Origin of the sequence: Tepidimonas charontis (assembly GCF_007556685.1) — a bacterium.
GTDB classification, from domain to species: Bacteria; Pseudomonadota; Gammaproteobacteria; order Burkholderiales; family Burkholderiaceae_C; genus Tepidimonas; species Tepidimonas charontis.
This window is the reverse complement of sequence record NZ_VJON01000004.1, coordinates 1-13,168: the sequence shown is the minus strand read 5'-3', so window position 1 is coordinate 13,168 and position 13,168 is coordinate 1. Positions and strand designations below refer to the sequence as shown.

The 13,168-nt window shown below is 64.8% G+C and carries 8 protein-coding genes, 1 tRNA gene and 1 pseudogene; all 10 read left to right on the top strand.

Annotation, left to right across the window (positions count from 1 at the left end; translation table 11 throughout):
- Positions 1–8 precede the first annotated feature (8 nt).
- The 10 genes and pseudogenes from hscA (at position 9) to zapE (ending at position 12,969) form a co-directional block, all read left to right on the top strand.
- Positions 9–1,904 (top strand): Fe-S protein assembly chaperone HscA, encoded by a 1,896-nt coding sequence (gene hscA, locus Tchar_RS02145; RefSeq protein ID WP_144327455.1) that lies wholly within the window; start codon positions 9–11, stop codon positions 1,902–1,904.
- 14 nt (positions 1,905–1,918) lie between these two features.
- A complete protein-coding gene (fdx, locus tag Tchar_RS02140; protein WP_144327454.1) occupies positions 1,919–2,257 on the top strand; it encodes an ISC system 2Fe-2S type ferredoxin in 339 nt (112 codons plus the stop codon).
- Positions 2,258–2,271: 14 nt separating this feature from the next.
- Positions 2,272–3,012 (top strand): DNA polymerase III subunit epsilon, encoded by a 741-nt coding sequence (gene dnaQ, locus Tchar_RS02135; RefSeq protein WP_144327453.1) that lies wholly within the window; start codon positions 2,272–2,274, stop codon positions 3,010–3,012.
- Positions 3,013–3,043: 31 nt separating this feature from the next.
- A tRNA-Val gene (locus tag Tchar_RS02130) sits at positions 3,044–3,118 on the top strand.
- Positions 3,119–3,256: 138 nt separating this feature from the next.
- Positions 3,257–5,170 (top strand): annotated as a pseudogene (locus Tchar_RS02125) (propionate--CoA ligase); the annotation flags it as partial.
- A 185-nt stretch (positions 5,171–5,355) separates the two neighbouring features.
- Entirely contained in the window at positions 5,356–5,727 is a 372-nt protein-coding gene (locus Tchar_RS02120; RefSeq protein WP_144327451.1) for an ArsR/SmtB family transcription factor, read from the top strand.
- Between the two features lie 334 nt (positions 5,728–6,061).
- Positions 6,062–8,944 (top strand): 2-oxoglutarate dehydrogenase E1 component, encoded by a 2,883-nt coding sequence (locus Tchar_RS02115; protein WP_144327450.1) that lies wholly within the window; start codon positions 6,062–6,064, stop codon positions 8,942–8,944.
- A gap of 94 nt (positions 8,945–9,038) precedes the next feature.
- Positions 9,039–10,310 carry a 2-oxoglutarate dehydrogenase complex dihydrolipoyllysine-residue succinyltransferase gene (odhB, locus tag Tchar_RS02110; protein ID WP_144327449.1) on the top strand — a complete coding sequence of 424 codons (1,272 nt, stop codon included), beginning with the start codon at positions 9,039–9,041 and terminating at the stop codon, positions 10,308–10,310.
- A 69-nt stretch (positions 10,311–10,379) separates the two neighbouring features.
- Positions 10,380–11,807 carry a dihydrolipoyl dehydrogenase gene (gene lpdA, locus Tchar_RS02105; protein ID WP_144327448.1) on the top strand — a complete coding sequence of 476 codons (1,428 nt, stop codon included), beginning with the start codon at positions 10,380–10,382 and terminating at the stop codon, positions 11,805–11,807.
- A 52-nt stretch (positions 11,808–11,859) separates the two neighbouring features.
- Complete coding sequence (gene zapE, locus Tchar_RS02100; RefSeq protein WP_144327510.1) at positions 11,860–12,969, top strand: cell division protein ZapE; 1,110 nt, start codon at positions 11,860–11,862, stop codon at positions 12,967–12,969.
- Positions 12,970–13,168: the final 199 nt, after the last annotated feature.

Sequence of the window (13,168 nt, the reverse complement as noted above, 5' to 3'; positions counted from 1 at the left end):
GCTTGCGCATGGCCTTATTGCAAATTTCCGAGCCGGGGCAGACGCCCGACCCGCACCAGCGCCGCATCGCCGTCGGCATCGATCTGGGCACCACGCATTCGCTGGTGGCAGCGGTGCGCCACGGGGTGGCCGAGTGCCTGCCCGACGCCCAGGGACGGGTGATCCTGCCCAGTGTGGTGCGCTATCTGCCGCCAGGCAGCCGCCCGTCGCGTCAGGTGGGGTTCGACGCGCTGGCGGCGCAGGTCGACGACCCGGCCAACACCATCAGCTCGGTCAAGCGACTGATGGGGCGTTCACTGGCGGACATCCAGGCCCAGGGAGTGGCGGCGCGCTTGCCCTATCCCGTGCACGAGGGCCCAGGCGGGGTGGTGGTGCGCACCGTCGCCGGCGACAAAACGCCGGTGGAAGTCAGCGCCGAGATTCTGGCCACGCTGCGCCAACGCGCCGAAGAGACGTTCGACGCCGAGCTCTACGGCGCCGTCATCACCGTGCCGGCCTACTTCGACGACGCCCAGCGGCAAGCCACCAAGGACGCGGCGCGGCTGGCCGGTATCGAGGTGCTGCGCCTGCTCAACGAACCCACTGCTGCGGCCATCGCTTATGGTCTGGACAATGCGGCAGAAGGGCTGTACCTGGTATATGACTTGGGCGGCGGCACCTTCGACGTGTCGCTGCTGCGTCTGACGCGTGGCGTATTCGAGGTGGTGGCCACCGGAGGTGACTCCGCCCTTGGTGGCGACGACTACGACCGCGCCCTGGCCGATTGGGCCTTGCAACAGGTGCGCCCGGGCGCACAGACCGCCGAGCTGAGCGCACGCGCGCGCGCCACCCTACTGGCGCGCGCGCGCCAGGCCAAGGAGGCGCTGAGCGCTTGCGCGGCCGGGGATGCCGTGACACTGCTCGTGCCAGGGCCCGATGGCGATGTGGCGGTGCCCGTGCGCCCGGCGCAGTTCGAGGCGATCACCCATGCACTGACCGAACGCACGCTGACGGCCGTGCGCCGCGTACTGCGCGACGCCCAGGTGACGGTGGATGAAGTGCAAGGCGTCGTCTTGGTGGGAGGTGCCACCCGCATGCCCGTGGTGCGTGATGCGGTTGCGCGCTTGTTTGGACGGGCGCCACTGACCAACCTCAACCCCGACGAAGTGGTGGCGCTGGGCGCGGCCATCCAGGCCAACCAGCTCGCGGGCAACGACCCCAACGGCGAACTGCTCTTGCTCGACGTCACGCCGCTGTCGCTGGGCATCGAAACCATGGGGGGGTTGGTGGAGCGCATCGTGCCCCGCAACACCCCCATTCCCACGGCGCGCGCACAGGACTTCACCACCTACCGCGACGGCCAGACGGCGATGGCGATCCACGTCGTGCAGGGCGAGCGTGAGCGCGTGCAAGACTGCCGCAGTCTGGCGCGCTTCGAGTTACGCGGTATCCCGCCGATGGCTGCGGGCGCGGCGCGTATCCGTGTCACCTTCACCGTGGACGCCGACGGGCTGCTGCATGTCAGCGCCCGCGAATTGACCACGGGCGTTGAAGCCCATGTGGACGTCAAGCCCTCTTATGGGCTCAGCGACGATCAGGTGGCGCGCATGCTGCAGGAAAGTTTTGCCGCGGCGGAAGCCGACATGCGCCTGCGCGCCCTCATCGAAGCGCGGGTCGAGGCCGAGCGCATGCTGCTGGCCACGCGCAGCGCGCTGGCCGCCGATGGCGATCTGCTCAGCGACCGTGAGCGCGCCGCCATCGAAGCGCTGATGCAGGCCGTCGAGCAAGCGCGCCAGGGCGACGACGCAGCCGCCATCGACGCCGCCACGCAGGCGCTGGCCAAAGGCACCGAGGCGTTTGCCGCGGCCCGCATGAACCGCAGCATTGCCCGGGCTTTGGCCGGCCAGTCCGTGGACCACATCTAACCCCCCCTTGCCCCATGCCTGCCATCACGGTTTTGCCCCACCCCGAGTACTGCCCGCAGGGCGCACGTCTGCAAGCGCCCACCGGCACCAGCTTGTGCGAGGCGCTGCTGGACAACGGCATCGAAATCGAGCATGCCTGCGAAATGAGCTGTGCCTGCACCACCTGCCACGTCGTGGTACGCCAAGGGTTCGAGTCGCTCAATCCGCCCAGCGAGGAAGAAGAAGACATGCTCGACAAAGCCTGGGGGCTGGAGCCACAATCGCGCTTGAGTTGTCAGGCTCGGCTGGGTACGCGCGACGTCACCATCGAAATCCCGCGCTACTCGATCAACCACGCGCGCGAGCGTCACTGAAGCGGGGCAGGGCGATGCGACAAATCGTGCTGGACACCGAAACCACCGGCCTGTCGCCGCAAGACGGTGACCGCATCATCGAAATCGGTTGCGTGGAGCTCGTCAACCGCCAGCTCACGGGCAACAATCGCCACTTCTACCTCAATCCCGAGCGCGACATCCATGAAGAAGCGCTGCGTGTGCACGGCATCACGCGCGAATTTTTGGCCGACAAGCCGCGCTTTGCCGACGTCGCTGCCGAGTTACTCGACTATCTGCGCGGCGCCGAGCTGATCATCCACAACGCGCCGTTCGACCTGGGCTTTTTGGATGCCGAATTCGCTCGCCTGGGGCTGGGGCCCACGCGTAGCCTGGTGGCGGGCGTCATCGATACCCTGGTGTTGGCCAAGGAAATGTGGCCCGGCAAGCGCAACGGGCTCGACGCGCTGTGCGATCGCCTGGGCGTCGACAACTCCGGCCGCCAACTGCACGGAGCGCTGCTGGACGCCGAACTGCTGGCCGACGTCTACATCTACATGACACGCGGCCAGGAATCGCTGGTCATCGATGTCCACGGTGAGGACGACGGCAGCGCCACGCTGCAGCGCATCGATCTGTCCGCCTTGGCGTTGCCGGTACTGCAGGCCAGTGCCGAGGAGCGCGCCGCGCACGAGGCGCTGCTGGCCTCACTCGACCAGGAAAGCAAGGGCCGCACCGTGTGGCGCCGCCTGGAGGCGGCGAGCAGCGCCACGGCGGCAAACAGACCCCCAAACTAAGCTATAATCCGATTCGTTGTCAGACACGACCGGGTGATTAGCTCAGCGGTAGAGCACTGCCTTCACACGGCAGGGGTCGTAGGTTCGAACCCTGCATCACCCACCAAACATCGCGCCCGCTTGTAGCCTTGCTGCAAGCGGGTTTTTTATTGACCGTTTGGTGTTTGCCGCGAGCGTCAGCGCCGCGCAAGGCGCTCTTCCATAATGCGATGGTCAGTCCCCCGACGACCCGAGGAGAGAGACCGCCATGAGCCACACCGATTACGCCTCGTTCTACCGCCGCTCCATCGACGACCGCGATGGCTTCTGGGCCGAGCAGGCCCGTCTGATCGATTGGCAGCGCCCGTTCGATCGGGTGTGCAACTACGACAACCCGCCGTTTGCGCGCTGGTTCGAAGGCGGACTGACCAATCTGTGCCACAACGCGGTCGATCGCCATCTGGCCACGCGGGCCGACCAAAACGCGCTGATCTACGTCTCCACCGAAACCGGTACCGAGCGTGCTTACACCTACCGCGAACTGCACACCGAGGTGCAACGCATGGCAGCGATCCTGCGCGCACTCGGCGTGCAAAAGGGCGACCGCGTGCTCATCTATATGCCGATGATCCCAGAGGCGGCGTTTGCCATGCTGGCGTGCGTGCGCATCGGCGCCATCCACTCGGTGGTGTTCGGCGGCTTCGCCAGTCATTCCCTGGCCACCCGCATCGACGACGCCGCCCCCAAGGTCATCGTCAGTGCCGATGCCGGCATGCGTGCAGGCAAAGTCGTTCCCTACAAGCATCTGTTGGATGAGGCCATTCGCCTGTCCCGCCACCAGCCGCAGCGCGTGCTGATGGTCAACCGCGGACTGGCTCCGTTGGACCCGGTGGCCGAGCGCGACGTGGACTATGCCACCTTACGCGAAGCACATCTACAGGCACAGGTCCCGTGCGAGTGGGTCGATAGCACCCACCCCAGCTACATTCTCTACACCAGCGGCACCACCGGCAAACCGAAAGGGGTACAGCGCGATACCGGCGGCTATGCCGTGGCGCTGGCTGCCTCCATGCGCTACATCTATATGGCGCAGCCAGGTGAGACGTATTTCTCCACCAGTGACATCGGCTGGGTGGTCGGCCACAGCTACATCATCTACGGCCCGCTCATCAACGGCATGGCCACCATCATGTACGAGGGCACGCCGATCCGGCCCGATGCCGGCATCTGGTGGCGCCTGGTGCAGGACTACCGCGTCACCGTCATGTTCACCGCACCCACGGCGGCGCGGGTGCTCAAAAAACAAGATCCTGCCTATCTGACGAAGTACGACCTGAGCTCTTTGCGCGCCTTGTTTTTGGCGGGGGAACCCTTGGATGAGCCCACCGCCACCTGGATGGCGCAGGCCATTGGCAAACCCGTCATCGACAATTACTGGCAAACCGAGACTGGCTGGCCGATTTTGGCCGTTTGCAATGGTGTCGAGCCAGCCCCTACCAAGTTCGGCTCCCCTGGTAAGGCGGTGTATGGCTACGACGTGCGCCTGATCGACGAAAACACCGGCGAGAAGATCACCGAACCCAACCGCAAAGGCGTCATCGCGGTGCAGGGGCCGCTGCCACCGGGTTGTCTGCAGACCGTCTGGGGCGATGACGAGCGCTACGTCAAGACCTACTGGTCCAGCATCCCGGGACGGCAGATGTACAGCACCTTCGATTGGGGGGTGCGCGACGCCGACGGTTACTACTACATCCTCGGTCGCACGGACGACGTGATCAACGTTGCCGGCCACCGGCTGGGCACGCGCGAGATCGAGGAAAGCATCTCCAGCCACCCGGCGGTGGCCGAAGTCGCGGTGGTGGGTGTGGCCGATGCGCTCAAAGGGCAGGTGGCCGTGGCCTTCGCGGTGCTGAAAGACCCGGCGCGCGCCGCCACCGAGGCCGATGCGCTCAAGCTCGAAGGCGAGATCATGAAAGTGGTGGACGAGCAGTTGGGGGCGGTGGCGCGGCCGGCACGCGTGCGCTTCGTCAGTCTGCTGCCCAAGACGCGCAGCGGCAAATTGCTGCGGCGTGCCATCCAGGCCGTGTGCGAAGGGCGCGACCCCGGTGACTTGACCACCCTCGACGACCCCAGCGCCCTGCAGCAGATTCGCGACTTGGTGCAGCCCCCTAGCGCGTAAGGCCGGGCGGTCGCGTCACCGCTGCGCGCGGCGACGCGCCGTCGGCCTCGATGCAAAAGGCCGTCGCCCGCAGCGGTGCCATCGGCGGCAGCGCGCTTCGGTGGTTGGCTCGTGTCGTCTGAACCGTTGGTGGTGGAGCGTTTTCCCGCTATGATGAGCGGACGTAGAGATGCGTCCGCTTATATATGCAACCACTCACCGATAACGACACCCTTGCGGACAAGGATCGTGTATTCGAGCTGGCGGCCGAGCTGTTCGGCATCCTCGCGACGCCAACCCGTTTGCGCATCCTCAACGCCCTGTGCGACAAGGAAAAATCGGTTTCCGAGCTGTTGGCCGAAATCGACACCACACAGCCCAATCTGTCGCAGCACCTCAATCTGCTGTACCGCGCGGGCGTGCTGGCCAAGCGCAAAGAAGGCACGCAGGTGTACTACCGCGTACAGAGTGAGCAGGCGGTGGCCCTGTGCCGCACCGTCTGCACGCAAATCGCCATCGAACTCGACAACCCCGGCAGCACGCCCGGCGCAGAGCGGCTGCTGCCCCGGCGCAGCTAAACGCCCCGACGACCGCACGGGCCTCCACCGAGCGCAAATACCCTGCGGCAACCCAGGCGCAGCCGGGCATGCTGTGGCTGCGCGCGGCAACGCCGCTGTGACGGTGACGGCCCGGGCCGAGCTCGCCTGGCGGCCCGGTGCCAGCATAATGACATCTTATGACATGCCATCTGATACAAAGCCCATTGGCATCATGGGCGCTTGATGGCACAATTCGCTCTGCACAGTCCCTTCCAGTGCCACTGTCGCGTCCGCCAACCGGTTCAGCCGTGTCGCGGAAGGTTTTTTCACCCACCCGTCAGTCCCCTACAGGGGGACGGAGGTCAGCGATTCCATGAGCGAGACGACAAGCGTCTACGAGGCGTTCTCGGCCAACTCCTATCTCTTCGGCGGCAATGCGCCTTATGTCGAAGAGATGTACGAGAAATACCTCACCGACCCCACCAGCGTTCCAGCCGAATGGCGTGATTATTTCGACGCGCTGCAGCATGTACCAGCGGTCGATGGCAGTGACGCCCGCGACATTCCGCACATGCCGGTCATCGCCGCCTTTGCGGAGATGGCCAAGCAAGGGACTTTGCAGACCACCGCCGCCCAGCCCGCCGATCCGGAGCAGGCGCGCAAGCTGGTGGCCACGCAGCAGCTCATTGCCGCCTACCGCAATCTGGGGGTACGCTGGGCCAATCTGGACCCGCTCAAGCGCGCCGAGCGTGAGAACATTCCCGAGCTCGATCCGGCCTTCTACGGCTTGACCGACGCCGACCTGGAGACGGTGTTCAACACCAGCAACACCTACTTCGGCAAAGACACGATGTCGCTGCGCGAGCTGCTCAATGCGCTGCGCGAGACCTACTGCGGCACGATCGGCGCCGAGTTCATGTATATCACCGACCAGACGCAAAAGCGCTGGTGGCAAGAAAAGCTCGAACGCATCCGCAGCAAGCCCAACTTTACGTCCGAGCAAAAGCGCCACATCCTGCAAAACCTGACCGCAGCCGAGGGGCTGGAGCGCTACCTGCACACCAAATATGTGGGGCAGAAACGCTTCTCGCTGGAAGGGGGCGAGAGCTTCATCGCCGCCATGGACGAGCTGATCCAGCAAGCTGGCGCGCGCGGTGTGCAAGAAGTGGTCATCGGCATGGCGCACCGCGGCCGGCTCAACGTGCTGGTCAACGTGATGGGCAAGATGCCCAAGGATTTGTTCGCCGAATTCGAGCACACCGCGCCGGAAGATCTACCGGCCGGAGACGTGAAGTACCACCAGGGCTTCAGCTCCGACGTCTCCACCCCCGGCGGCCCGGTGCATTTGAGCCTGGCATTCAACCCCTCGCACCTGGAAATCGTCAACCCGGTGGTGGAGGGTTCGACGCGGGCGCGCATGGATCGTCGCGGCGACCGTCGCGGCGACCAGGTGATGCCGGTACTGGTGCATGGTGATGCCGCCTTTGCCGGGCAGGGGGTCGTCATGGAAACCCTGGCACTGGCGCAGACGCGCGGCTACTACACCGGCGGCACGGTCCATTTGGTCATCAACAACCAGATCGGCTTTACCACCTCCGACCCGCGTGATAGCCGCTCCACGCTGTACTGCACCGATGTCGTCAAGATGATCGAGGCACCGGTGCTGCACGTCAACGGCGACGATCCGGAAGCGGTGACGCTAGCCACGCAACTGGCGGTCGAGTTCCGCCAGACGTTCAAAAAGGACGTGGTGATCGACATCGTGTGCTTCCGCAAGCTCGGACACAACGAGCAAGACACGCCCTCGCTGACGCAGCCGCTGATGTACAAGAAGATTGCGGCGCACCCCGGCACCCGCAAGTTGTACGCGGACAAGCTGGTGGCGCAAGGCGTGCTCGGCGCCGATGAACCCGAACAGATGGTCAAGGCCTACCGCGCCATTCTGGATGAAGGGCGGCGCACGGTGGAGCCGGTGCTGACCAACTACAAGAGCACCTACGCGGTCGATTGGTCGCCATTCCTAGGCAAAAAGTGGACCGACGCCGCCGACACCGCCATTCCCTTGGCGGAGTGGAAGCGCCTGGCCGAGCGCATCACCACGGTGCCGGACAACATCACGCCGCACCAACTGGTCAAGAAGGTGTTGGCCGACCGCGCAGCGATGGGGCGCGGCGAAATCAACGTCGACTGGGGCATGGGCGAGCACATGGCGTTTGCCTCGCTGGTGGCCAGTGGCTATGGCGTGCGGCTGTCGGGCGAGGACTGCGGTCGTGGCACCTTCACACACCGGCACGCGGTCATCCACGACCAAAACCGCGAGAAGTGGGACGAGGGCACGTACATCCCGCTGCAAAACGTGGCCGACAATCAAGCCCCCTTCACCGTCATCGACTCGATCCTGTCGGAAGAAGCGGTGCTCGGCTTCGAATATGGCTACGCGTCCAATGAGCCGAATACGCTGGTGATCTGGGAGGCTCAGTTTGGCGACTTCGCCAATGGCGCGCAAGTGGTCATCGACCAGTTCATCGCCTCCGGCGAGGTCAAGTGGGGACGCGTCAACGGCATCACGCTGTTTTTGCCGCATGGCTACGAGGGGCAGGGCCCGGAGCACAGTTCGGCGCGCATCGAGCGCTTCATGCAGTTGGCGGCCGACACCAATATGCAGATCGTGCAGCCGACCACCGCGGCGCAGATCTTCCACGTGCTGCGCCGGCAAATGATTCGCAACCTGCGCAAGCCCCTCATCGTCTTCACGCCGAAGTCACTGCTGCGTGCCAAGGAAGCGACTTCGCCGCTGTCCGAATTCACCAAGGGTGGCTTCCAAACCGTGATCCCCGAGCAAAACGCCGACATCGTCAAGAACGCGCAGCGCGTCAAGCGGGTCATCGTCTGCTCGGGCAAGGTGTACTACGACCTCGTCAAGAAGCGCGAGGCCAAGGGGTTGGACGACGTCGCCATCGTGCGTATCGAGCAGCTCTATCCGTTCCCGCACAAAGCCTTTGCGGCGGAGATGAAACGCTACCCGAACGCCACCGACGTCGTCTGGTGTCAGGATGAGCCGCAAAACCAGGGACCCTGGTTCTTCGTGCAACACAACATTCACGAAAACATGCTCGATGGCCAGCGCCTGGGCTATGCCGGGCGCGCTGCCTCGGCCTCGCCCGCAGTGGGCTATGCCCATCTGCACCAAGAGCAGCAAAAAGCGCTGGTGGAAGCCGCTTTTGGCCGCCTCAAGGGCTTCATCCTGACCAAATAAATCACCCCAAGGCCTCAGCGGCGCGCCCTGCGTAGGCGGAGCGCGCTGCTAGCCACACCGCTTTTCAGTCGTATTGACAGAGGAAGAACACATCATGGCCATCGTCGAAGTCAAAGTGCCGCAGCTGTCCGAATCGGTGGCGGAAGCAACGCTGCTGCAGTGGAAGAAAAAACCCGGCGAGCCGGTTGCCGCCGACGAAATCCTGATCGAAATCGAAACCGATAAAGTGGTGCTGGAAGTTCCGGCGCCCGCTGCCGGCGTCTTGTCCGAAATCGTCGTCGGCGACGGCGGCACCGTGGTCTCGGAGCAGGTGATCGCGCGCATCGACACCACGGGCAAGGCAGCGGCCACGGCTGCGGCTGCCGCCCCCGTGGCTGCGAGTACGGCGGTGGCGGCCCCGGCCACCGCGCCTGCCCCTGCCCCGGCAACGGTAGCTGCAGCCGCCATCGCCATGCCCGCTGCCGCCAAACTGATGGCCGACCACGGCTTGGCGCCGGGTTCGGTGGCCGGCACCGGCAAGGACGGTCGCATCACCAAGGGCGACGTGCTGGCTGCCGTCGCCGCCCCTAAACCCGCAGCCGCCCCGGCTGCCATCCCCACCGGCGTACCTGCCAAGGCGTTGCCTCAGGTCAGCGCCCCGCTCGGGCTGTCGCCCGCGCTGGCCAATCGTCCCGAGCAGCGCGTGCCCATGACGCGCCTGCGGGCCCGCATCGCCGAGCGGCTGCTGCAGTCACAAGCCACCAACGCCATCCTGACCACCTTCAACGAGGTCAACATGGCGCCGGTGATGGAATTGCGCAAAAAATACCAGGAACGCTTCGAGAAGGAGCATGGCGTCAAGCTCGGCTTCATGAGCTTCTTCGTCAAGGCCGCGGTGCATGCGCTGAAAAAATTCCCCATCCTCAACGCCAGTGTGGACGGCAACGACATCGTCTATCACGGCTACTTCGACATCGGCATCGCCGTGGGCTCGCCGCGGGGGCTGGTGGTGCCGATCCTGCGCAATGCCGATCAGCTCAGCTTTGCCGATATCGAGAAGAAAATCGCCGACTTCGGCAAGCGCGCTGCCGAGGGTAAGCTCGGCATCGAGGAAATGACCGGTGGCACGTTCTCGATCTCCAACGGTGGCGTGTTCGGCTCGATGTTGTCCACCCCCATCATCAATCCGCCGCAGTCGGCAATTCTGGGCGTTCACGCCACCAAGGAACGCCCGGTGGTGGAAAACGGCCAAATCGTCATTCGCCCCATCAATTACCTGGCGCTGTCGTACGATCACCGCATCATCGATGGTCGCGAAGCCGTGCTGGGCCTGGTGGCGATGAAAGAAGCGCTGGAAGATCCGGCCCGTCTGCTCTTCAATATCTGAGTAGGCCTTGTCTGCTCTGGCCAGCGCCCAAGCGGGGGCGCTGGCGCAACGCCCTAGGAACCCCCCATCATGTCCCAGACTTTTGACGTCATCGTCATCGGCGCCGGCCCCGGTGGCTACATCGCCGCCATTCGCGCGGCGCAACTCGGCCTGCAGGTTGCCTGTATCGACGCCTGGACCAACGCCGCCGGCGGCGCAGCGCCCGGCGGCACATGCACCAACGTTGGCTGCATTCCCTCCAAAGCGCTGCTGCAGTCGTCCGAATATTTCGAGCACGCGCAGCACCATTTCGCCGAGCACGGCATCGGCGTCGGCACGGTCAAAATCGACGTGCCGCGCATGATCGCGCGCAAGGACGCCGTGGTCAAACAAAACAACGACGGCATCCTGTATCTGTTCAAAAAGAACAAGGTCACGTTCTTCCACGGCCACGGTTCGTTCGTCAAGGCGGTCGAAGGTGGCTACGAGATCGCCGTCACCGGAGCCCAGCCGGCCACGCTCATCGGCCGGCACATCATCGTGGCCACCGGCTCGACCGCGCGCGCCTTGCCCGGAGTGGCGTTCGATGAGGAACGCATCCTCTCCAACGACGGCGCACTGCGCCTGCAAGCGGTGCCCAAGAAGCTGGCGATCATCGGCGCTGGCGTCATCGGGCTGGAAATGGGCTCGGTGTGGCGCCGCCTGGGGGCGGAAGTCACCCTTTTGGAAGGCTTGCCCACGTTCTTGGCTGCTGCCGACGAGCAAATCGCCAAAGAAGCCAAAAAGGCGTTCGACAAGCAAGGCTTGACGATCGAGCTCGGCGTCAAGGTGGGCGAGGTCAAAACCAGCCGCAAGGGCGTTGCCATCGCCTACACCAACGCCAAAGGCGAAGCCGTGACGCTGGAAGCCGACCGGCTCATCGTCTCGATTGGCCGTGTGCCCAACACCGCCGGCCTCAACGCCGACGCCGTGGGTCTGCAGCGGGACGAACGTGGCGCCATCGTGGTGGATGATGAGTGCCGCACCAACCTGCCTGGCGTGTGGGCGGTGGGCGACGTGGTGCGCGGCCCGATGCTGGCCCACAAAGCCGAGGAGGAGGGCGTGGCGGTGGCCGAGCGCATCGCCGGCCAGCACCCGCACGTCAACTTCAACACCATTCCCTGGGTCATCTACACCAGCCCGGAAATCGCCTGGGTCGGTCAAACCGAACAGCAGCTCAAGGCTGCCGGGCGCGCCTACAAAGCCGGCACCTTCCCGTTCCTTGCCAATGGGCGGGCACGCGCGCTGGGCGATACCACCGGCATGGTCAAAATCCTGGCCGACGCGCAGACCGACGAAGTGCTCGGTGTGCACATCATCGGCCCCATGGCCTCCGAGCTGATCGCCGAAGCGGTATTGGCGATGGAATTCCGTGCCAGCGCCGAGGACATCGCGCGTACCTGCCACGCCCACCCCTCGCTGTCCGAGGCTACGAAAGAAGCCGCGCTGGCGGTGGACAAGCGCACGCTGAACTTCTGACGTGGGCGGCATGACGGCCCGTGATGCTGTGCCCAGCGCCGCACCGGCTCCCATGCCAGCCTGGGGGCCAGTGCGGCGCGCCTACGAAGCCGAACTGGCCGCACGCGGCTACCGCAGCGATCCGGCCCAGTTGCGCGGTATCGAAGCGCTGGAGCGCTGCGCAGCCGATTGGACCCACTTCAAGCAGCGGCGCTCCAACCCCCTCAAAAAGCTCATCAACCGGCTGCCCATTCCGCGAGGCGTGTACCTGTACGGCGGAGTGGGGCGGGGCAAGAGCTTTTTGATGGACTGCTTCTACAACGCGGTGCCACTGCGCCGCAAAACCCGGCTGCACTTTCACGAATTCATGCGTGAGGTGCATCGGCAGTTGGCTGACCTGCAAGGCACCGTCGATCCGCTGGACGCCTTGGCCCAGCGGATGGCAGTGCGCTTTCGGCTCATCTGTTTCGACGAATTTCACGTCGCCGATGTGACCGACGCCATGATCTTGCACCGCTTGCTGGAGGCAATGCACAAATATGGCATCGGCATGGTGACCACCAGCAATTTTCATCCCGATGGCCTCTACCCCGATGGCCTGCATCGTGACCGCATCCTGCCGGCCATCGAGCTGCTCAAGCGCACCATGGAGGTGATCCATGTCGATCACGGTATCGACTACCGCGGCCGCACGCTGGAGCACGTGCGCTCGTACCTGACCCCGCTGGGGGAGGCCACCGAGCGCGAAATGGAGGCCATCTTCGAGCGCTTGGCCGAGGCACAGGACGAAAATCCGGTGTTGCAGATCGAGGCGCGTGAAATTCGCGCCATTCGTCGTGCCGGCGGTGTGGTGTGGTTCGACTTTCGCACCCTGTGCGGCGGCCCCCGCTCGCACAACGACTATCTGGAAATCGCCAGCCAGTTTCACACCGTGCTGCTGAGCAACGTCCCGCATCTGCCGGCCAACATGGCGTCGGCGGCGCGGCGCCTGACCTGGTTGGTGGATGTGCTGTACGACCGTCGTGTCAAGTTGATCGTCTCGGCCGCCGTCCCGCCGGAGCAGCTCTACACCGAGGGCCTGCTTGCGCATGAGTTCCCACGCACGGTCTCGCGCTTGCGCGAGATGCAGTCCAAGGCGTATCTGGCCTTGCAGCGGCGCGCTGTCGATACCTCGCTGACGTAGTGGCGGCGCGCGTGCAAGCGGAGCCGGCGCATCGCCGCCCGCGGGGTGTCAGGCGACACCGTAAATTGACCCCCTAGCGACACGAGGAACTGACCCCCTCGTTCGCAAGGAGGCCATCGTTGGAAACGAAGCACATTGAGGTAGATCCTGTGCGCCGTGTGGTTTGCGGAGTGCAGGAGATGTTGGAGCCGGAAGCGAT

Coding starts and splice junctions, on each gene's coding strand:
- Tchar_RS02120 (WP_144327451.1), top strand. CDS start 5,356: ATGCAACCACTCACCGATAACGACACCCTTGCGGACAAGGATCGTGTA.
- lpdA (WP_144327448.1), top strand. CDS start 10,380: ATGTCCCAGACTTTTGACGTCATCGTCATCGGCGCCGGCCCCGGTGGC.
- hscA (WP_144327455.1), top strand. CDS start 9: ATGGCCTTATTGCAAATTTCCGAGCCGGGGCAGACGCCCGACCCGCAC.
- fdx (WP_144327454.1), top strand. CDS start 1,919: ATGCCTGCCATCACGGTTTTGCCCCACCCCGAGTACTGCCCGCAGGGC.
- zapE (WP_144327510.1), top strand. CDS start 11,860: ATGCCAGCCTGGGGGCCAGTGCGGCGCGCCTACGAAGCCGAACTGGCC.
- odhB (WP_144327449.1), top strand. CDS start 9,039: ATGGCCATCGTCGAAGTCAAAGTGCCGCAGCTGTCCGAATCGGTGGCG.
- dnaQ (WP_144327453.1), top strand. CDS start 2,272: ATGCGACAAATCGTGCTGGACACCGAAACCACCGGCCTGTCGCCGCAA.
- Tchar_RS02115 (WP_144327450.1), top strand. CDS start 6,062: ATGAGCGAGACGACAAGCGTCTACGAGGCGTTCTCGGCCAACTCCTAT.